The organism is Galliscardovia ingluviei (assembly GCF_014635685.1).
Classification (GTDB): Bacteria; Actinomycetota; Actinomycetes; order Actinomycetales; family Bifidobacteriaceae; genus Galliscardovia; species Galliscardovia ingluviei.
The window spans coordinates 73,090-92,946 of the sequence record NZ_BMDH01000006.1 but is presented as its reverse complement, the minus strand read 5'-3'; the positions used below and the strand labels follow the sequence as shown (position 1 = coordinate 92,946).

At 51.0% G+C, this 19,857-nt stretch carries 15 protein-coding genes; 3 read left to right on the top strand and 12 right to left on the bottom strand.

The window, feature by feature from the left end; all coding sequences use genetic code 11:
• Positions 1 to 542 precede the first annotated feature (542 nt).
• Complete coding sequence (locus tag IEU85_RS08255) at positions 543 to 1,892, top strand: hypothetical protein (RefSeq protein ID WP_188355790.1); 1,350 nt, start codon at positions 543 to 545, stop codon at positions 1,890 to 1,892.
• Between the two features lie 89 nt (positions 1,893 to 1,981).
• Here the strand turns inward: IEU85_RS08255 and IEU85_RS08250 are convergent, their stop codons facing one another.
• Together IEU85_RS08250 and IEU85_RS08245 are read right to left on the bottom strand one after the other, a co-directional pair.
• Entirely contained in the window at positions 1,982 to 2,275 is a 294-nt protein-coding gene (locus IEU85_RS08250) for an addiction module antidote protein (protein ID WP_188355789.1), read from the bottom strand.
• A gap of 1 nt (position 2,276) precedes the next feature.
• Positions 2,277 to 2,582 carry a type II toxin-antitoxin system RelE/ParE family toxin gene (locus tag IEU85_RS08245; RefSeq protein WP_188355788.1) on the bottom strand — a complete coding sequence of 102 codons (306 nt, stop codon included), beginning with the start codon at positions 2,580 to 2,582 and terminating at the stop codon, positions 2,277 to 2,279.
• A gap of 506 nt (positions 2,583 to 3,088) precedes the next feature.
• Here IEU85_RS08245 and IEU85_RS08240 point away from each other — a divergent pair.
• Positions 3,089 to 3,502, top strand: a complete 414-nt coding sequence (locus tag IEU85_RS08240) for a hypothetical protein (protein ID WP_188355787.1) — start codon at positions 3,089 to 3,091, stop codon at positions 3,500 to 3,502.
• Positions 3,503 to 3,689: 187 nt separating this feature from the next.
• On the opposite strand, the gene IEU85_RS08235 is transcribed toward IEU85_RS08240, so the two are convergent.
• The 7 genes from IEU85_RS08235 to IEU85_RS08205 all read right to left on the bottom strand — a co-directional run bounded on the left by IEU85_RS08235 (position 3,690) and on the right by IEU85_RS08205 (position 11,635).
• Positions 3,690 to 5,822, bottom strand: coding sequence for a hypothetical protein (locus tag IEU85_RS08235; protein WP_188355786.1), 2,133 nt, complete (start codon positions 5,820 to 5,822; stop codon positions 3,690 to 3,692).
• Between the two features lie 173 nt (positions 5,823 to 5,995).
• On the bottom strand, positions 5,996 to 7,405 hold the full coding sequence (locus IEU85_RS08230; protein ID WP_188355785.1) for a hypothetical protein: 1,410 nt from the start codon (positions 7,403 to 7,405) through the stop codon (positions 5,996 to 5,998).
• 54 nt (positions 7,406 to 7,459) lie between these two features.
• On the bottom strand, positions 7,460 to 7,702 hold the full coding sequence (locus tag IEU85_RS08225; protein ID WP_188355784.1) for a hypothetical protein: 243 nt from the start codon (positions 7,700 to 7,702) through the stop codon (positions 7,460 to 7,462).
• On the bottom strand, positions 7,699 to 8,754 hold the full coding sequence (locus IEU85_RS08220) for a hypothetical protein (protein ID WP_188355783.1): 1,056 nt from the start codon (positions 8,752 to 8,754) through the stop codon (positions 7,699 to 7,701). Before IEU85_RS08220 ends, IEU85_RS08225 begins: the two co-directional genes overlap by 4 nt.
• A gap of 94 nt (positions 8,755 to 8,848) precedes the next feature.
• Positions 8,849 to 9,724 carry a PD-(D/E)XK nuclease-like domain-containing protein gene (locus IEU85_RS08215; protein WP_188355782.1) on the bottom strand — a complete coding sequence of 292 codons (876 nt, stop codon included), beginning with the start codon at positions 9,722 to 9,724 and terminating at the stop codon, positions 8,849 to 8,851.
• 144 nt (positions 9,725 to 9,868) lie between these two features.
• On the bottom strand, positions 9,869 to 10,588 hold the full coding sequence (locus IEU85_RS08210) for a hypothetical protein (protein ID WP_188355781.1): 720 nt from the start codon (positions 10,586 to 10,588) through the stop codon (positions 9,869 to 9,871).
• 231 nt (positions 10,589 to 10,819) lie between these two features.
• Positions 10,820 to 11,635, bottom strand: a complete 816-nt coding sequence (locus IEU85_RS08205) for an ssDNA-binding protein (RefSeq protein WP_188355780.1) — start codon at positions 11,633 to 11,635, stop codon at positions 10,820 to 10,822.
• A 262-nt stretch (positions 11,636 to 11,897) separates the two neighbouring features.
• Here IEU85_RS08205 and IEU85_RS08200 point away from each other — a divergent pair, with 262 nt between their 5' ends.
• Entirely contained in the window at positions 11,898 to 12,353 is a 456-nt protein-coding gene (locus tag IEU85_RS08200) for a pentapeptide repeat-containing protein (protein ID WP_188355779.1), read from the top strand.
• Here the strand turns inward: IEU85_RS08200 and IEU85_RS08195 are convergent.
• From IEU85_RS08195 to IEU85_RS08185, 3 genes are read right to left on the bottom strand one after another with little or no spacing between them, the layout of a single operon-like run.
• Entirely contained in the window at positions 12,350 to 14,488 is a 2,139-nt protein-coding gene (locus tag IEU85_RS08195) for a hypothetical protein (RefSeq protein ID WP_188355778.1), read from the bottom strand. The two genes, IEU85_RS08200 and IEU85_RS08195, sit on opposite strands and share 4 nt — an antisense overlap.
• A 15-nt stretch (positions 14,489 to 14,503) precedes the next feature.
• Positions 14,504 to 16,396, bottom strand: a complete 1,893-nt coding sequence (locus IEU85_RS08190) for a cell division protein FtsK (RefSeq protein WP_188355777.1) — start codon at positions 16,394 to 16,396, stop codon at positions 14,504 to 14,506.
• 14 nt (positions 16,397 to 16,410) lie between these two features.
• Positions 16,411 to 19,776: an FtsK/SpoIIIE domain-containing protein gene (locus IEU85_RS08185; RefSeq protein ID WP_188355776.1), complete on the bottom strand. Its 3,366-nt coding sequence runs from the start codon at positions 19,774 to 19,776 to the stop codon at positions 16,411 to 16,413.
• Positions 19,777 to 19,857: the final 81 nt, after the last annotated feature.

Sequence of the window (19,857 nt, the reverse complement as noted above, 5' to 3'; positions counted from 1 at the left end):
TTGTTCCCGTTATCCCATGGTTTTCCACAGAATAACGGTTTTGTTCTTGTTTGTCCACGTGCTTGTCCGTGTTTGTCCACATGGAGGATGGGCTTAGTGTCCTTGTTAGTCCACGGTTTTCCACAGAAAGCCGTGCCGTTCCCGTTTGTCCACGTGCTTGTCCTTGTTAGTCCACGGTGTTGATTGTGTGCTTATCGTTGATTTTTCAACGGTTTCACTTGCTGTCCTTGTTTGTCCACTGGTTTACTGTCCTTGTTTGTCCACGCGATTGTGGTGTGTGGAGTGTGGGTTGGGCGGGATAGTGGCGGGTGTCCTTGTTTGTCCACGTGTGCGCGTGGTGGTTGCGGGTGGGAATGGTTGCAATTATTGGGGTTTTGGGTGGTGTCCGTGTTTGTCCACGTATCGTTCAACGTGTTGTCCAGTAATATTGCAAACGATTGCAAAGCTCAAAGTGCGACACAAAACCCGCCAAAACACCACCCCAACCACTACCATAACAACCAACACACAACGCAACGAAGCACAAGAGAGAAAGAGCACACATGGCAGACAACAGAGACACACGCCAAATCCTACAAGACATCGAAAACGAGCAACGCACAACCAGCAACGCCGCACAATGGTCAGCAGCCATGGGCACCATAAACGTAGCTCAACAAGCCAAAACCAACCGCATTAACCAACAACAACTCCACGAACAACGCAAAACTAATAAACTCCTCAAAGAAGCCAACCGCCTCCACGAGCAAACACTCGAAGAGCAACAGCACACCAACGCCATCCTAGAGGACATGAGCGGAGACATATCCACCATCCGCAACGAGGTAGCACAAGGCACACAAGAACTCAAAAAAGCCAACAACCAGCTCACCCAGCTCACCGCAGCAAGTGCTGAAATCTCACGCCAACTCAACATACAAAACGGTCTCATCGCTGAGGTTGGAGATGAAGTCCACCAAGCGCGAGTAGACCAAGCCTACCAGTTTTTCGCACAATGGAGGCAAACGCCAGATGGGCGCGTATACACTGAGTGGGCAGACCGTGCGCAAGCATGGCTTGAACGCCCGACAGCACTCCTCCAACGTATTATTGCCGCGAGGGAAAAGGATGCTTACGCTTACGCGGTTGCACAATTGGAAAAGCATCGTGGTGAGTTTGGTGAGGATAGTATTCGGTACAAGCAATATCCGGCAAAACCATTGCCTCCTGCCCCATCCCAGAAATATAATCGGCGGGAAGATAATTTGCAGAAGTTTGGGATAACAGTGGCTATACTTTTTCTTATCGGAGTTATCGTCTACTGTATTGTCGGTCTAAGAACTATTTATCAAGACTACTTCGGGAAGCCTCAGGGAATATTTGACACGATAAGTCTCGGCATTGCTTTCATTATCATGATTGCGATTGTGTCCCCGTTCATTATCGGCGCGGTTTGGGGTATTAAAAAAATAATTCCACAAATTGGTAAAACCAGTAAGCGTGAGGCGGAGCGTGAAGATGCTGCCAACGCAGTCGCGTATCAGAAAATATTGCAACAATACCAGCAGACACTTGCGGATATTGATGAGAAGAACAGGCAGATACGAGCCCACTATTACAGTGTGGTGTTTCCTGAGCGCCGTCAGCGTATCATGCAAAAAGCATGGGATACTGTGATGAATAAGCCGCTTGTATGGTGCACTATTGATATTGAGGACACGGTGCTAACAATTCAACAGCTTGTGGATAATGCGTTGTTCCGCCCGCCTGCTGTGAATAAGCTGCCTGAGCTTCCGGATTTTAGTGTGCGTGATGATATTGTTTTCCCGAGGACTTTTAGCCTGAATGTGCGTGAGGAGATAGCTCGTATTTGTATTGAGGAGGCTGAACGGCGAGATTCGGAACAAGTTTAGTTTTGCGTGTTGGCTACCGTTTTAACGTGACGGGCTAACGTATTGCAATAATCCCTGAGTAGCATATGCTGCTATTCAGGGATTATTATTTATTTCTCATGACCAACTAGTGTCATTTTCAAGTCGAGAGCGTTCATGATTTTCATAATGGATGCGAATGATGGATTGCCTTGTGCTGATAGTGATTTGTAGAGTGATTCGCGGTTGAGTTGTGTTTTGCGTGCGAGTTCGCTCATGCCTCGTGCTTTGGCTATGTCGCGTAGAACAAGTTGTATGGTTGCTGTGTCGCCGTCCTCGAGTGCGATGGCGAGGTAGTCTCGTATTGCTTCTTCGTTGTTGAGGTATTGGCTTGCATCGAATTTGCTGTAGGTTGTAGTGTTCATATTAGTGCTCCTGATGAATGTTGTGTGCTAGTTGTTTGGCTTTTGCTATGTCTTTACTTTGCGTTGATTTGTCTCCGCCTGCAAGGAGGAATATGGTGATAGAGCCGACTTGGGTGTAGTAGATGCGGTATCCTGCTCCGAAGTGGAAGCGCATTTCGTATACTTTGTCTCCTACTGGTTTAATGTCTCCTATCATTGTTCCGTGTGCTTCGCATCGTGTTATTGCGTGTATGATTCTGCGTTGTGCGTGTTTGTCTTTTAGGGTGTTTAGCCACGAGTTGAAGTCGCTGCTGGTTATGATTTCCATACAACTATTGTAGCTTATAGGCTACGATAGTCAAGTTGCTGCATAACCATCTCAACACAATGCGGCACTAAACAAACAAACTAGAATCTCCCCACCACCACAGCCTAGAATAAAAGCACAAACAAAAACATTTACACGCAATTTGAGGAGCACAACAATCATGTACTACGTACAAGTCCCCGGAGCAATCTACGAAGTCTCCTACAAGTTGAATAACACTAACCACATTAACAATGTATTCAAAAACACTACAGTACGAGTAGTGAAAACCCAAAACGAAAATCAGCTAGACTACTTTGTTAGGATGAATAATCTGCTGGCATTACAACGCAGGGTGGGCGAGTGGGAGAACTCGCTTAACTACGCGCGAAAACTTAGCAGAAAACCCGCGGTCAAAGGCGAACTACACGTGCGCAAGCTAGACGAAGCAGAACGCACTGCACTACACGAGCGACTTGTAGGTAAGCAAATCAGCCACGTGTACCTATAAATACTAGGAGTAACCCATGTATTATGCACTCACAGCCGAAAAAGAACTGCATGAAATCAGCTACGTGGAAAACGGCGCGGAAATTATCAGTAGCCTACTGAAAAACGCGCCTGCCACGCTTGTTGAAAACAAAACCGAAAACGACAAGATGTGTCAAACGTGTTTTCTTCTCGACAGTCTCAACCAGCTCCTTGAAGAGGTGGAGTTACATGAGCAAGCGTTAAACATTGCTAGTAGCACGCTTAACAATACAAACATTAAGCATGGTGAGCTGCACACTCGTAAGCTCAACAGTGTGGAGCGTGCACAATTGCGTTTCCTTAATGAGGAGGAAATCTCTAGGATGGGCGACTATGTGCGCGATACTTACGGTTTAAGTGTGTATAGGCGTGAGTTCAGCAATATTACAGTGGTGAGCCGCGAATACTGAGCCTTGCATACACTAATGGGTGTCATACAGTGGTGTTCTGTATGGCACCCATTATCTCATTTGGTTCAGGGGTTTGCCGATAATAGGCGGAAAACCTAACTATTATCAGCATTCCCTATCCTGTCGTTTTGCGCGGACAAACCACGCCACCATGACGTAACTCTTGCTGCGCATAGGGGAAAATCTACTACTGGTTATTTTCTGCGCTACCATTCTCCGTGACTGTGGTTTCGTGTTTTCCGCGCTTGGAGTGTTTGCTGGTCACGACTGCTGCGACTGCGGCTGCTGCTGCAAGCAGCATGGCGCTTACCGCAGCTATCGTGAGTGTGCGCACATTAGACCCCGTTTCCGCGAGGCTCACGCCACTACTCCCCTGCCCGCCGAACAATGCTCGCTGCGCGTGCACCTTGTACACGGTTTTCACGAGCCCGTCTCCACTGGTGACGGTGATGGTTGCGTCCGCGCCCTGCTTGTTGGTGGTGACGCTCATGCCCGTGGTTTTGTCGTATTGTGGGACGATTGTCCACTCGTCTGGGTTGTTTACGGTTACGGTGTATTCGTGCTTGTCAGTGTTGAACTCGTTCACTTTGTTGCCGTCTACGGTGATGCCGGTGAGTTGTGCCTTGTGGGTGGCTTCGGTGATGTAGGTGGTGGTAAACGTGTAGGAGGCTGGTAGTGCGCTGGTTTGTTTTGGTAGCACGGTGACTTTGTAGGTGACGGTCATGCCTTGTCTTGTGCTGGTGACGGTTGCGGTTTGTCCGGTTTTGGTTTGGTAGGAGAATACGCCTCCTTCTGGGATTTGGTAGGTGTTGCCGTTGATGGTGTGGTATTTGCCGTTTTTGTCCACGTAGCCGTGTGAATCGAGTGTGGTGTCGGTGTCACTGTCGGCTGGGGTGGTTTGGTCTTGGGCTATGGGCTTGTTTGGTTTGAATTTGGTGACTTTGGTTTCTACGGGTCGTGTGACGGTGACTTTGTAGGTTCGGCTGGTGCCGGTTGTGGTGTCGGTGACTTGCCATTCTTGGGTTGCGGATTGGCTGGTTTGGGTGACTTTGCCGGCTTTGATGGTTACGCCTTCTCGGCTGATGGGGAGGATGAATGGGCTTGGGTCGTTTGCTCCTAGGTTGATGGCGTATTCGAGCCTGTTTGGGTTCCAGTTGCTGATGAGGATGCCTTTGGTGGCTTGCCCGCTGGTGTTGATGTAGATGCCTTCGAGTTTTGCGGGGCTGTCTGGTTGGATGTCTGCTGGCTGGAAGTTGATGTGGATGGTGTAGGTGGTGTTGTTGATGGTGATGGTGGTGTCGCGTCCTCCGTTTGGGGTGAGGCTGGTTGTTGGCGCGGTTTGGGTTGCGTCTACGCCAGTTGTGGTGTTGAGGGTGTAGGCGTTGGCTGCTGCTGCGGCGGGGAGGGTGATGGTGTATTCGTGGGTGTTTGGTTGGAATCCGGGGATTGGGGTGCTGGTTTTGGTGCCATCTGGCGTGGTGGTTTCGAGAGTGAGGGTTTTGATGCTGGTGTCTTGGCTTCGGCTTGCGGTGATGGTGATTGGGATGGTTACTGGCAGGTCGTTGGATGTGCCATTACCGGTTGGGTGTGTTCCTGAGTTTGACCAGCTGGTAGTTCCCCCTATTCTTGACGTGTGGTATTTGGCGGTGCCGTGGCGTACCACGGTAGTTGCTCCATCGTTGGTGACGGTTTCCACGTTGCCCCACGTGATAGGGAGTTTTGTGCCATCGGAGAGTTCTATTTCGTTAGTTTCTGGCACGTTTTTATCGCTTAACGCTATGTTTGGTAGGGTTGCGGAATAGTCGCCTTGTTCGTCCTTGGTGAAGTTCATGCCGGTTGGGCTGGTGATAGTGGTTTCTTCACCCTCAGACCATGCGTGTGAGGTTTGTACGTTCACACTGTCCTTATAGGTGTTGTCCGCGTCTGCTGTGAACGCGCCGACTTGCTTGTAGTCGTCTACGCCAAGGAAATTTTGTCTGACTGTGCGGTAACTGGTTACGGGGACGGTTCGCGTACTGCCATCCGAGTACGTGAGTTTCAGCACACTATCCTTAGTGACTTTCACATCAATACTGCCATCAGCCACCACCGTATTATCCTTGGTAGTGACGTTCACATCCTGCCCGTCAATGGTCGCGCTCACCGCGTGCAATGGGATACTAGGCTGTGTTGAAGTGTCAGACGTGTTCGTGTCTACGGCTTCGCTCCCCGGTGCTGTAGCATTATCCTCATTATCGTTGGCGAATGCGCTTGGCGCGATGAGAGAAACAGCTACGGTGGGGATAATCATGCTGAGTGCAGCATACTTGTTTGGTTTCACAATATACCTCATTTGTTTACGATTGTTGCAGTTTTGCGTGGTGCTATCATAAAAGAATATTATGGTTGCTTTAATTATAGGCTGTAAACCGTGGTTTGAAAACACGACACCGTGCGATGCTGGGCGCTAGAACATGTCTAGCAAGCCCAGCCACTGCACCATGCTCTCAGCAACTATAACTGGTTGATACGCCCATGATGGTCAATAAACAGTTGCTCTTCACCGTGATGGAATACCCAACCGTTCTTACGTTCAGCTGCTTGCACAGCTCCGCGTCCAGCACCAACAAAGTAGCCTTGACGCTGCACTTCAAACACAGCTCCCCTCACGTCCGTAATATTCATGCCGTTAATTTCACCGGTCTTATTGTCGATACGGTATACGTTCCGATACGCGCCCCCTACGACTGTATGCTGTTCAGTCTGCTGCTTTTTAGGAACATAGTACCGGTCAGGACGCTTAGAATCGAACACCGCTGCCGCTAGAGCACGCCTACCATCATCGGTAGTAGGGTTCAGATTGCGTTGAATCGCGTCCTTTCTACGCGCCTCACGCTGCGCAGTCGTCAGCTCCTCACGCCGTGTCGGCTCAGGGTTATTCTCCAAAGTCGCCCACGTGGTAATCTGCTCGTTCTTGCTCGTTGTGCCATCAGCGCGGAAGAACAGCGCGTTATTCGCTCTTCTGCCGGTTTTGGTTTGTTTCGTACCAGAGCCGACCGCCACCTGCACGCTTCTTGTGCCGTCCGCGTCCATAGCGCGAGTAATGCGCGTCAAGTCAGCGGCGTTCAATCTCACTACAGGGCTACCGCCATGAGAGTTTGGCGAGTGACGCCTCTTGAGGACACCGTCTTTAGTAACGTTGTAGGCGCGTTCAACTTTCAGTTCTCCACTCTTACCGTCAATGTACACGAACATTGGCATGTTACGAGCCCGATTCGGGGTGACAGTTATCGCCTCTTCCTCACCGGTTTGCTTATTCTTCTCCATGTAGGTGTGCCCCACGTATTCCTCACGGCGAATACGAGCAACCTCATCAGCCAGCTCCTGCGGGTTCACTTCCTGCACGAGCGCATCAGGGTCGTTGAACACTTCCCTATTGGTGCGTTCACTGTCTGCCACGTCCACGTGAGATTCATACCCGTATTTGTTTTCATCTTCATCAAACTCACCTGCTACCGGCTCAAACTGCGAGTTGCGAGTAACACGGAAATCATGCTCAGGTGGCTGCTGGTCGTGATTAACAATACCTACTGCGTAATGCTCACTGCCAGCAATAGCGAGATACTGGTTGTCATCGGTTCGCGTGAAATGCACAACTTCCATCTCGTCACTAAACTGTGTGGCTGTCGCGCCACCAACAGTGCCACGAGAAAGCAGATTCGTCTGCCCGCCCGTGAGCCGGTACACGGCTTCTGGGCTCGTTGAACCTACATAATAGTGGTAGACTTTGCCTCTACTACTGGTTGCCTTGTGCCATCCTGCTCCAAGGTTTTTTAACCGCCACTGTCCGATAATGTTACGTGGATGGTCTTTCTCCCTGTACACGTATTTCTTGCCTTTCGGCTTCGTGACCTTGCGTACCATGATTGCCTCCTTCGGCTGTGATTGGTGGATTATTGTTGGGGGAAATATTGTGCGCTACTGTTGGTTGGTTGCCTGCTGTCGTAGCGTATGCTGGTCGCGCAGTCGCATTATCACGTATTTGACTGCACGGAAGAGTGCAAGCAGAAGCCCGAAAACACCCATGGTGATGAGCGTGCCCGTAATGGTGGTTTCTGTAACAGTGATAACACCATCTAACCCGGCGTGCATGGCAAAAATGACGCCAAGCAGGAGGCTAGATACTGAGAAAATCAGCGTGTTAATCGTCCGCTCTTTCACTGGCTACTCCTCTCATCATGCATACGCCACGCTCTGCGAATAGCGTTCACCCACAAGCTCGAAGCGGTACACGTGTCAGGGATTGGTGTGACCGTAATGTTGAGCTTGTGTATGCCCGGTGTCATGTTGTTGGCTTGCCGGTAGAAGGTGACAGCTTTACAGTTTGCTGCGGTGATAGCGTCCCAAGCGCCCGCCTGCGTGCCTGCTTGCAGTACAGTGTTCACGGTTTCTGCCGCATTATCGGGGTCAGCGTCCCCCACGGCTGGAGGGTAGGATACGCCAATTTCAAGCGTGAACCTGTTTGACCACAAGTGGTATTGGCGTTTCCACTGCTGGTATGTGTTCGCCTGCAACTGTTGGCGGATGCGCTCTCGCTCACCGTGCGCCCTGCCACTTCCCCACGCGACTTGTTGCGCGTGGTGCATGTTGTGTAAGTCACTGTCGGTGATATTGCTGGTGAGCCATAACCGTTTGGGGATAGTGAACCCTGCGTTGTATCCCGCGTACCATGCTGGAGGGGTTTTTTCGTAGCTTGCTTTCCATGCGGAGCGGATGGAGCTGCTTAAATGTCTGATTTCCCAACGTGGCGTGTGTGATGGGATGGGGAGCACGTACACGGTGAGTGTCCAATACTGTTCGTGTACTGGTGGCACGGCTATGAATGTGGTGGCGTAACGGTGTTTACTGTCGTCATCGTCCCATAGTTTTGCGTCTGTGCCTGCGTCAATGATTGGTTTGCATGTTTCTGCTGCTTTTGCGGGGAATATGCGCGTGGGGTTGGTTATGGTGCGTGGCGGGCTTACGGTAATGATAAGTACGAAGCGTTCCACATGCCATGCTTGACGTTGTTTTTTACTGGTAGCCCATATGGTTTTTGCGTGTGAGCGTACTATGTGTCGTCTGTTGGAGCGTTCCCGCTCGGTTAGTGGGCTGTCGGTGCTTGTCCACCATGCTGGGGGGATTTGGAATATAGCACTGTACCCGTTGCGTGCTTGCTGTTGGTTTGGCTGCCATGGTTGGCGTTTGCGCGCGGGTTTTCGTGCTGTTGGCATGGTGTCTCCAGTGTGGGGTTGTGCGGGCGTAAAAAATTAGAGCATACATCTAGCGTATGCTCTAATTATAGTCTGTAAACTGATAGGCAACAAGTTAGATGAGTTTCGCCTGTTCCCGTACCGCCCATGTTGGAATCAGCATGTCTTGTACGCTTGGCGCTTGAGCTTCATCGAGAATAGCTTGCGCGTACTCGTCCAGCGTGGTCACGTTACGCGCTTCCATGCCATTGCTGATTTTGGTGAGCGCGTTACGAATCTGTTTGCGCGCAATCTTCGCGATTTCTGTTTCCTTATGAATTTGATATTTCGCGAAGTTTGGTGCCATGGTTTTTTCAATGACCCAAAACACCATGCTTGGTGGTACTCTACGCGCCCTGTTGAGGGTTTTAGGGTTGAGTAAGGCGATAGCACTCCTGTAGAACTCTGCTTGAATGTGATACCCGTAGTCGATGGCGTGTTTGCCGAACTTTTCTGCACTAGCGTCATCTGTGGTTTTGAGGTCTACAATGTATGGGGTGTCTCCCACTGGGATAAGGTCAATTTTAGCTTTCAAATTTAATCCCGTGGGCTTATCTTGCCATAGGATTACTTGCTCTGTGAGACCTTCATTAAGCATGGCGGCAGCTTCGGGGTCGCTGAGCATGGTTGCTTTCATGGTTTGTAACATGCTCATTTCCTCAGCGTTCACCACAATAGCGTCCTGCTCTTCCTGTTCAGCTTTCCATTCCTTACCTGCTTTGGTGCGTAAATTCATGCCTTCTGGCATGGTCACTACTGGGTTACCACCAAGCATGAGACTGTGGAATGCGCTACCGAAGTTTAACGCTGGCGTGGTTTTCACAATGGGGTTGAGCCTCTGATACGCCCACATGCGAGGGTTGCGCATATACTGTTTCAGCTGGCTTTGGTCGAGGTCTGGTAGGGCGAAATATTCTTTATCTTCCATTGCTACGATTTGTGCGTTACTCATGATTACTCCTTACTTGTGCGTGGATTGTTGCTTCCATAGTAGACTGCGAAACGAGGTGAAGCGAGTTATGTGAGCAGTAGCCGCACAAACAACAATGGCGTGCACCCTGTTAAAGAATGCACGCCATTGTTATACGGTTATTAGCTAATCGCCGAAATCGATAGGCTCATATGTCTTGCGCGTATACGGCATTTTTGCTAACGCTTTTTTGAGCCTGTCTGGTAGTGTTCTTTCAAACTGTTTGAGTTCTTTGCGTTCTTCACTGGTAAAATCAGTGTAACCTTGGTCTGCTGCTTTTTTCAGTTCAGCTGGTTGAGTTATTGCACAGTAGAAGTCGAACACGGGATTCCAGTCATCGTCTGGCTGGTTTTTCAAGATAATGCCGTATTGTTCTGCTTCATCGGCGAGGGCTTGCTGCTCTGGTGTGAGCGGGTGCTCATCTTCCCATTCTTCCAGCTCTTTTAACATTTGTGGTCTATTGTCATAGGCGAGACTGTTGGCGCTGGTTTCGTATGGTGCTCCTTCGTCAGGCTGCACAAGCGTTGGCATGTTCTCACGCTCTAACGCATCAAAATCAGGGATTGCACTATTCTCATACTCGTGCACGTAGTAGCCGTTCGCTTTTGCTTCCGCAAGCGAGTACGCATCCATACGTCCCTCCCAGTCGGCGAGCTCTGCGCGCGCACCCGGGTAGATTTCCTCACCGTGAAGCACTAGCGCATTGTATTCGCCCGGCGTTACTGGTCGGCTGGTCTCGAAATCTCCGGGGAACTCGATACCGTCATATGGTGGGCGATACTCGTCCTCATCATCGTCCTCGTAGTGGGTTTTACCAACTACTTTAACGTGTCCTAAGAATGGCATGGTATTTTTCCTTTCTTGCTATCCCCTCCCCCTTCTTAGCGTAAGAGAGGGTTACTGCCTATATTGCTTACTGCTGAGCTTATTAGTGTTACTGTGGGATTGTCAAAATGTTTTTACAGCAGCCGCACTTTCACATTTCGTTGATTTTCCAACGATTCTACCACAAACACGAAACTGGCTGGTGGGAAACACTCGAAGCATTTCCCACCAGCCAACTTTCTTTTTTGTGTGTTAGAAAATATCATCCTCCTCCATAAACTCATCTTCTGGAGTACGGCGCTTAGCACGCTTACCCTCAGCCTCTTCCTGCACTCCCCCATTCAACTGTTGTGCAAGTGCCACAAGATTGCCTGTCACCTGCTCGGTGAGCACGTTATCAATATTGGATTTACCAAGGTGCTCACCGCCGCCAAGCAACACAACCCCGTCAAGTTTTGCGCGAACACCAAACGTTGAGGAACCAATCATATATGTGCGAACGTTCAGCACGAGTGCAACTTTCTGACCCCAATACACCCATTCGCGCCACATGTCTTTAATCTCCTGCGCTTCCTGCTCCTCTTTCTCTCCTACTGGGTGCAGTTTTGGCATGGGCATACGCTCAATCGTCCCAGTTTTAGGGTTCACATATTTCACGTCAGGGCGCATAGAGTTCTTAGCGTTCATACTGTAATGGTTCTTGAGCTCAGGATACTTTTCTGCAAGCAAGACCACTTCATCACTGCCAATGGATTTAGTTACCATATCTTCATCGCCGTCTAACAGGAATCGGCTTGCACGGTCGCGCATTCGAGTACTCCATCCTGCGTCCTCCATGACCTTATCAATGGTGTCTTGCAAAATATCCACGTTTGCCATGTCGCCCTTATTGTCCTTGTCAAACGACACTTTAATGCTGAATGTTGGTGAGGTTGCTTTCTCCTGTGATTTCTCAGCCTCCTCCTTACTTGCCTTGTAAGCGCTTGCCTCATACAAGTGAGGGAATGAGCCAAGAGTGATTGGGTTCTTATCTCCAATAATAAGAGTTGTGCCTTTACTGTTTGCCATGAGAATTTCCTTCCTCTACAAGTTTGTTGTTGTGTTTGCTACTGTACGTGTGTGAACGTGGTGGTTCAATTTTCTTGAGCACCTGCCGCACGCTTGCTCGCGTACACGCACATGCCTGCATGTACTCAACTGTGCGCGTGTATGATAGTACAAGCGTAAGCGCGTACACCTGCAACCAGTCGAACACATACACATGTACACATGTGCGTGCGTGAGCGCATACTCTCATTAAACACACACCACAAGTAAGGAGCAACCTGCCATGCAAGCCACCGCACTACCATTCACGCCACACGAAACACCCGAAAGCAGCCTCTTCCTCCACCACGAACAAGACCGAACCGTGAGCGGCAAAACATACGAGAAAATCCTCTACGCCTACTGCACCTATACGAACATGACTTTTATTAACGTGCAGTTCAGCTCCTGCGACCTGTATCATACGGTGTTCAGGTACTGCACGTTTATCGACTGCATGTTCGATGGGTGCGTGCTCGATACCGTATCGTTCTATATGTGCGAGCTTCGCAACACGGGATTCCAGTACAGTACACTCCTGCACACTCGATTTGAGCAAATAGTGCAAGAAGAACAGTATCCGAGCGCATACTTTGAAGCGGACTGCATGTTCGAGAACACGCTACTAGTCTTGCCGAGCAAAACGGTTTCCCTGCTCACGGGCGATGTTGAAAACAATAATGCGTTGTTTCAGCGTTAGCCGAGGTTCACGCCACTATTGCCGGGCGAGGGCGCGGGTTGTGGCGCTGGGGTTTGCTGTTGTGGCGTGGACTGTTGTTTTGGCGCAGTGTAGCGTGGCGTAGAGTACTGTTGCCGTGGTGCAACATACTGTTGCTGCTGTTGCGCTTCCTGCTGCTGTCTCTGCGCTTCCTCCTCCTGCTGTTTACGCTGCTCTTCCTCCTGCTTCCGCTGCTGTTCGGCTTGAATGTCAGCTTTCAACTGGCTCAACAGTTGGCTCATCGTTGCGTAATCTTCCTCAGCGTCTGTCTCATGGTTTTTCACGCTCGTGGTTTTCCACTTGGCGATTAACTGTTCTAGTTTTTTCTTACTGTCATTGTCTGGCACGCTTGTGAGTTGCGTGTACTGTGCGCTGATGTCGTCAAGCTGTTGTTTGAGTTTCTTGTCTTGTTCAAGCTGGTATTGGTCGAACTGGTTTTGTAGTTTCCTACTCCGCTCCCCTATCAGCGTGGTTTGCTTCTCTAATTGGCTGGTTGTTGTTGGCTTGGTTTTCAGTGTTTTCGCTAACACTGTTGCCGCTTCATGAATATTTTTTTGGCTTTGATATTGGGGTTGGTTTGCTTGTTTAATAAGCTGTTCAGCTTGTTTGAGTTGCTTGTTGTATGCGCGTACTGCTCGCGCGTAGGCTTCCTGTGCTTGTGCTTGCTGTTGTTGATGCTGGTAGTGTCGTATTCCGTAGTATGCGCCTGTGCCTGCTCCTGCGAGAAGGAGTATGGCGGCGAGTACGGCTACGGTTCGGAGTATGAGTGTTTTTGCTTTGCTGTTGTTGGCTTGTTGTGGCTGGTGTTGGTAGTTGTCGTCTGGGAGTTCGTCTAACCATACGGCTGTGTCCGTGTTGCTGCTGGTTTGCGTGGGTTGGTTTTCGTTTTCGCCCCACGGGTTTTGTGCTGCTGGTTCGGTGGGTTCATTGTATGCTGCCCACGGGGCTACGCCTGCTGATGGTTGCGTGAGCGCGGGTTTGCGTTCCTGCAATGGTGCGCTGTTGTGGGGTTGAGTGTCCTCCCACGGGTCTGTACTCGTAGCGTTTTGCGCGTTTGCGAGTGTAGCCTCGGGCACGGGCACGGGTTCGTGTGTTTGGGAGATGTCATATGTTGCCCACGGGTCTACGGGTGTAGAGACCTGCGTGCCTGCGAGTGTGGCATTGCTGATGTCTGTGTTCTCTGTCGCTTCGTCAAATGCAGCCCATGGGTCTGTACTTGTATCATTGTGAGTGTGTGCACCTGTAGTATCGTGCGTGCTTGTATCCGTGGCAGTGTCTACGTCCGACCACACATTAGCGTTTACATTCGTGTTTGTATCAGTTTGCATGTCGGCGGGTGCAAGATTCTGTGCATGTGCAAGTGTAGGTGGCTGCGCTTGCACAGGTTTAACACTTGTGACTTCTGTTTCAGTCCAAGGGTCAGTCATCGTAGATTTTCGCGTGTCTACAGGCGCACATGGTTCTGCTTTCACGGGTACAGCATTGCCCGCGTCCACGTTTACGCTTGCTTCGCTAAATGCTGACCACGGGTCTACATTCGTGGATTGTTGCATGTCCTCACTTGCGCGTGCGCCCGTGCCTACGGGGGTATGTTTGACTGATTCCGCGTCAGTGGACGGGTCAGTAATGGAGGATGTGGGCACGCTTACGGGTATGCGAGCTTCTTCCTCTATGGGTGTAGTATCGCGCGGGTGTGCATGTGCAAGACCATCGTCAAAAGATTCCCACGGGTCTACGCTTGCTGCTTCGCGAGTGTGTGGCAAACTAGCCTCGTGAACTTGTGCACCTGTAACTTCTTGCAAGCCTGCGCTAGCGTCTGCGCCCATGTTTGCCCACACATCAACGCCCGTGCCTGCACCCTCAACCACCTGCATGTTCTCGGGACTGTCACTCTGCGCATGTACGGGGGTAGGGGGGCACGTGTTAGTGTGTGTGTCATTGTCCATGTTCACATGCTCAACATTGTGCACCTGCTCAAGCTCACGTGTTTGCGCGCCTGCATTCGTGCCTGTTTGCGCGCTTACGCGCTCACCATCGTGAACATCGGCAGACTGCTCACGTTCAGTCGGCAAAAAATTATTACCAACCATCCAACTATTGCTACTCTTCCTACCCACAGTAAACTCCGTTCACTACAAGCCACGAGCCGCAGCATCACGACCAGCAGCATCCAACGCATCTAAGCCACTTAAACCAGAATGCGCAACCGGCTGAGATGCCATTGACTGGGCAATACGAGCCTCTACATTCAAAGCATGTGCAGCTGCCGCAGCTCCAGTCAAAGGCTTGTCACGGTCAGCAACATCACGCCCATCCTCACCGAAACCACCTTCAACAGACAAGCGGTCATCAGTAGCCTCATCCGACATGTCCTCCATAAACACGTCATCAGGGTTGAATGCAGTAAACGGAATACGCTCGATAATTTCAGCGCGCGTCCAATGAATATCATCAAGATTCTCACACACGTGAGGCACATGCTGTTCAAGACGCTCACACAAAATATCCGCCCATGTCATATCACGCTCAGGGTCATCCATGTAATAACCCTTAAACACAGCTGGCTCAATACCACCAAGCTCAGCAACACCAGTGCCTTTACCCACGCCGTCCGCTTTCACATTCTCAGGGACTTTAGGAGCTTTCCTAGCGTCTTTCAACACGAGCTTACGAATATCATCACTCACTGTTTCGCCAAGAAGAATTTTGCTAGTAAGGTTCGTGCGAATACTCGGGTCAAGACCATTATTCGCAGTAGGGGACTGGGCGGCAAACAAGAAACAAATACCAGTAAAACGCGCTTTCTGCGTGATACGGCGCAACAGGAGAAAAGCCATCGCATGAATACCTTTCTCATATTCTGCGGCAATGCGAGTAGGGTCATCCTTAGCAAGACCTGCGGGCACAGTAATAGGAGCAGCCCACTGCGCAATCTCATCACAAATCAGCATGATAGGAGGCATATCCTTACGGATACTTTCATCAAGCTCCCAATAATTCATCTTGTGCTCTTGCTTAATAATCTCAGCGCGGCGTTTACACTCGTCCATAATCATGGTGAGCACAGCGACAATACTGTCTTTACCGTCACAACCGTACCCGTGGCGCATCACCCACGGTTGCGCGTAGGTGAAATCCACGCTCTTATCCTCATCATCACAGATAGCGAGCACACAGCCCGCCATGACCGCGCCGTAAATAATGCTGTTAATCACAGTGCTTTTACCGCCGGACGTTTCACCAGCAACCAAAATACCCGGCGAGGATTTAAGATTCAGTGCGAGCGGGTCACCAGTTTCACGCCCACGGTCAGGCAGTTTCATACCGAAATAAATGCTTTTCACCGTGTTCCTATCCCACAACCCGCTATTGTATTCCACGCGAGCAGGAAACGTGGGGAGTTTACCCGGGTGAATGATAATAATACGCTGCTCAGCAAACGCCTGATACCACCAGCCTTCTTTGCCAATACTCGTTTCAATGGATTCTTGCAGTCGCGCATGATGCTTACTAGCACGAAACTCAAACCCATCTTTCAGCACACGCACATGCCACCCATTTTCAGGGGTGCGCTTCAAACGAAGCTCATACGGTTCAACCTGTAACGCATCCGCAAGCGCGTACCGCACGGTAATGGTTTTCTCATCAAGCTGCCTCAGGTAGGCTACATAGTCGATACCTTTGCGCGCGAACTCGGTGACAGTGTATCCTTCGTTTTTGTTTTGCAGGTCGAGGACGATTTTTCTTAGGGCGGTGGTGTTGCCTTGCGCGGTGGGGTCTACGCCAATGACTTTAGTGTCTTGCGCGGTTTCTGCTACTTCATCCTCCGTCTCGTACCCTACGGGCGCAATGTATGCTGTGTCATGGTCTAGGCGAATGATAGTGTACCCGTTGAGCGCAGGGTTTGCTGCTGCTTTTTCTTGCAGGAGCACGTTGAGGCGCATAGTGTCCTCACCGTTATCGGGGTTGAACCCGTTGGGGAACAGTTTTTTCAGGCTGATTTTTTTCACTGGGTTCTTATCCATGAGACGTTTCCTTTCTACAGTTCGATTTCTTCTGCATCATCAAGGTCAGTGTCGGTGATAATGGTGGTGGTGTCTTGTTCTGCGAGGAGTTCTTCCGCGCTAATGTTGCCGAGTTGTGCAGTCTGGTTTGGCATGAACATGCTCACGTCCACTGGCGTGATTTCTGGAATGTGTTGCACTTGTTCGAGGAGACTGTCTTGCTTACCACCGTAGTAGGTTTGAATAGCATTGAGTGCGCCTTCCGCGTTCTGCCATATGCCTCGACCCACGGGGATGGTGCCGCCGTTACTTTTAATGCCGTTTTGGAGGCGGTGGGCGGCAACAATGTTGTTTTGGCTTACCACGCCGGCGGCTTCCCCGTTGCCGAGGAGCACACGGGCGAGTGAACGGTAGAATGCGTCACCGCCGTATGAGCGGAAGTCGTCTAGGCTGAGCCTCTGCCCGCCGAGCAACAGGTGAATACCTGAGGCGCGTCCTTCAAGCGCGATACGACTGAGTGCTGTCATAGTGCGTTGCAGACTGTTGTTGATTTCGCGTATTTGCGCGTTGCTTTGCGCAATGTCGGTGTCTCTTCCCGGGTTGGCTGCCTCTTGCCTGTGTCTGCCGAGGTAGCCGTTGAGTTCGTCAAACACGAGGAGGATGGGGTGTGGTCGGGTTTCTTCGGGCAGTAGACGAATGTTACCTACGCCGTGTTCGCTCATGAGTTTAGCGCGCTGTTCCATTTCGTTCACGAGCCAGCTGACGGTTGCTTCTGTTTCTCGAAGCTGCCCTAACCCCACGAAGTTAAGCGCTCGTGGTTTTGCCCATTGCGTGAAATCCATAGCTCCTTTACTGGGGTCAATAATGATGATATTCCACTGTTTGATGAGCGCGTCCGCTACGAGAATTTGCATGAGGCTACTTTTACCCGTGCCCGTGCCGCCCATGACAGCAATATGGTAAGTGTTAGTTAAATCCCATGAGACTGGGGCACCAAGGTCATCCACCGCGAACGGGAGGGTAAGATAATCGGTTTGGCGTATGAGCTGCCAGTCTGCCATAACCTTGGTGGGGAACGGGCTTTGCTTAGCGAGTATCATATCAAAACCACGAGCACCATGCTCTTCACCGCGCGGTAGGAGCCTACCGTAGAAATAGTTGGCTTGCGTGAGATACTTGTCGAGATTAGTGTTAAATCTACTTTCCGCTAAACCTGCGGGCATGAGAAAACTAGCGATAAGCACATCATGGTTGTGGGGTAGTGGCTTAAGGTCAGTGACTTGTGGCGCTTGACCCTCACTGTTAGTTAATCCGATAGCACCCCATGCGTCCGCGAGAATGAGTTCGATGAGCGCTTTTTGTCTACTGCCGATACGCCACTGGTTGAGCTGTTTGAGTTCAAGCGGCGGCGTGCTGTTGAGCGCGTACATGACAATATTGCCGTCTGGGAGTGTTTCCCACAAGATAGCGTGCGCGCCAATATCAGTGAGAATACTGTTTTGTTTTTTGCGCAGCTGGGTGAGGGTTGCGCCATTGTTGAGACTAATGGTGAATGACCAGACGGGATTATTGCCGTTGGTTTCCAGCCTACTGTTAATGATTCGCGCTTCTTGCGCTTGCAAGAGCGCGTTGTTCAGCGCACGGTAGGCGAGCGCGCGTGCTTGTAGTTCGCCTGCTTCATCGTTGATGGTGAGGAGGTCGATGCGTAGTGGTGGTGTGCCGTAGAAGGTGAGTAGTGCGATAGTGTAGTCGCTGGTTGGGGCGATGAGCATGTTCGCACAGTCGGGGTGCATGGCGAGTGGTGCACAATCGTACATGTCGTGCATGTCAGTGAGGCTGGACACTTGGTATGGGGTGACAGTGACGGCGTATTGCGCGTACTCTTGCTGGTATTCACTATCGTAGTCGGGGATTGGTGGCTGGACGATGGAGGGTAGTGCGTCATGCCAATTCGTGTCCTCGTCTGAGTATCGGCGGCTGAGAGCAATGTAATCGTTGAAACTGTCACTGCTGGTGATGGCTTCTGGGTGACGGTAGGGGTTGCCTTCGTTGGAGAGTTCTGTATCTTCTTCGGCGTATAGGTGGAATCGGTTATCAAAGTCGCAGAAGGCTGGTAGGTGGGTGATGCGCGTAGTGCCGTTTTCGTCTGGTAGCCACCGTAAGCCGATTTCTTCAATGGGGATAGCGTGCGTGCGGTCTTGGCTAATGAGGGTGAGCCATGCTGGCGCTTCCTCTGGGTTAGCGCTCACGTTGAACGTGTAGGTGAGTGGTGCTGGCTTGTTGGCTTGGTTACTGGCGTGCGCGTATGCCATGTCGGTGATGAGCGTGGCAATAGTGTTGTCAATGCCCGGCGTGGTGAGGTTTGGCAGCTGCTGCTCGTTGTTAGCGAGGATGACGCGCACTTGGGTGAGGTCAAAGTCTGGTTCACGGTTGCCGCGCTGTCGCGGGTTGGCGAGGAGTTGTGCCCAACGGTAGTGTTGTTCGGAGGCGAGGCTGGCAATGATGGGCTGGTCGTTGCGGATAATACTGAAAATGTCTTGACCGGTGAGACGCACTTTGATAACGGTGACGGGTTCACAGTCTCCTACGGTGATGGTTTGCGCATCGGTGACGTAGGCTTGCTCCCAGCTTTTGCTGAGGTTTTCTTTCCACTCGTCTATGGTTTGCTGCGCGTTGATGATTTGCTGCCATGTTTCAGTTTGGCGTGGTCGGTCAATGAGGTAAAGGATGGTGAGGGTGAGGGTTGCCCACATGCCGATGACGCTAGGGTGGATGAGTTGCGGGCTCCACAGTGGCGTGCTGTCGTGCGCGGCGAGGAGGAGCATGTGTCGGGATGCGGCGCTTAACGGGTAGGCGAGTATGGTGATAACGAGCATGATGATGCGTGTTGGTGTTGCCGCGTTGGTGATGAACGCGGGGATACTGACCCCACGGTTAGGGTGTCGCTTGTCTGTTTTGCGGTCGGTTCTAGCGCTTATGCCCATGAGGGTGAGCCACGCACATACCGTGTTGGCGAGGGTTCCCCACCATGGGGTGTTAAAACTCACCATGAGACCGATGCTGATGCCAAGCCACCATGAAACGCGGCGAATGTTCATCCACCTGCCCCACTGGCTGCGGGTTCTCCCGTCAAGGGGGTGCAGTAGCCCGCGCTTGTACTGGCTCCAACGGTCGTAGGCGCGTTGGTGTCTTGGTAGTGGCGGGTCACTTCGCCTGCTGGTTGGGGATTGTGGGGGCTTGTTGATGATGATGCTGATGATGCTGCCAATGAGGATAACGGGCATGACTGGCAGGTGTAGGAGTGCCCATAATGGTGTGGTGAGGCACGCAACCACGGTGGGGAGGCTTGCTGGGGTGTGTTGTGGCGTGGTTTTTCTGCGTGGTGCGGTTCTTCTTGGCATGAGTGGCATAACCTTGCATAGGGGATTAGGTTTGGGGGATTGTGTCTCTAATTTTACCTTTGTGGCTGCTTTAATACTAGT

What these genes read in the sequence shown, in the direction of transcription:
- IEU85_RS08255 (WP_188355790.1), top strand. Translation starts at nt 543, where the DNA reads ATGGCAGACAACAGAGACACACGCCAAATCCTACAAGACATCGAAAAC.
- IEU85_RS08250 (WP_188355789.1), bottom strand. Translation starts at nt 2,275, where the DNA reads ATGAACACTACAACCTACAGCAAATTCGATGCAAGCCAATACCTCAAC.
- IEU85_RS08245 (WP_188355788.1), bottom strand. Translation starts at nt 2,582, where the DNA reads ATGGAAATCATAACCAGCAGCGACTTCAACTCGTGGCTAAACACCCTA.
- IEU85_RS08240 (WP_188355787.1), top strand. Translation starts at nt 3,089, where the DNA reads ATGTATTATGCACTCACAGCCGAAAAAGAACTGCATGAAATCAGCTAC.
- IEU85_RS08230 (WP_188355785.1), bottom strand. Translation starts at nt 7,405, where the DNA reads ATGGTACGCAAGGTCACGAAGCCGAAAGGCAAGAAATACGTGTACAGG.
- IEU85_RS08220 (WP_188355783.1), bottom strand. Translation starts at nt 8,754, where the DNA reads ATGCCAACAGCACGAAAACCCGCGCGCAAACGCCAACCATGGCAGCCA.
- IEU85_RS08215 (WP_188355782.1), bottom strand. Translation starts at nt 9,724, where the DNA reads ATGAGTAACGCACAAATCGTAGCAATGGAAGATAAAGAATATTTCGCC.
- IEU85_RS08210 (WP_188355781.1), bottom strand. Translation starts at nt 10,588, where the DNA reads ATGCCATTCTTAGGACACGTTAAAGTAGTTGGTAAAACCCACTACGAG.
- IEU85_RS08205 (WP_188355780.1), bottom strand. Translation starts at nt 11,635, where the DNA reads ATGGCAAACAGTAAAGGCACAACTCTTATTATTGGAGATAAGAACCCA.
- IEU85_RS08200 (WP_188355779.1), top strand. Translation starts at nt 11,898, where the DNA reads ATGCAAGCCACCGCACTACCATTCACGCCACACGAAACACCCGAAAGC.
- IEU85_RS08190 (WP_188355777.1), bottom strand. Translation starts at nt 16,396, where the DNA reads ATGGATAAGAACCCAGTGAAAAAAATCAGCCTGAAAAAACTGTTCCCC.
- IEU85_RS08185 (WP_188355776.1), bottom strand. Translation starts at nt 19,776, where the DNA reads ATGCCAAGAAGAACCGCACCACGCAGAAAAACCACGCCACAACACACC.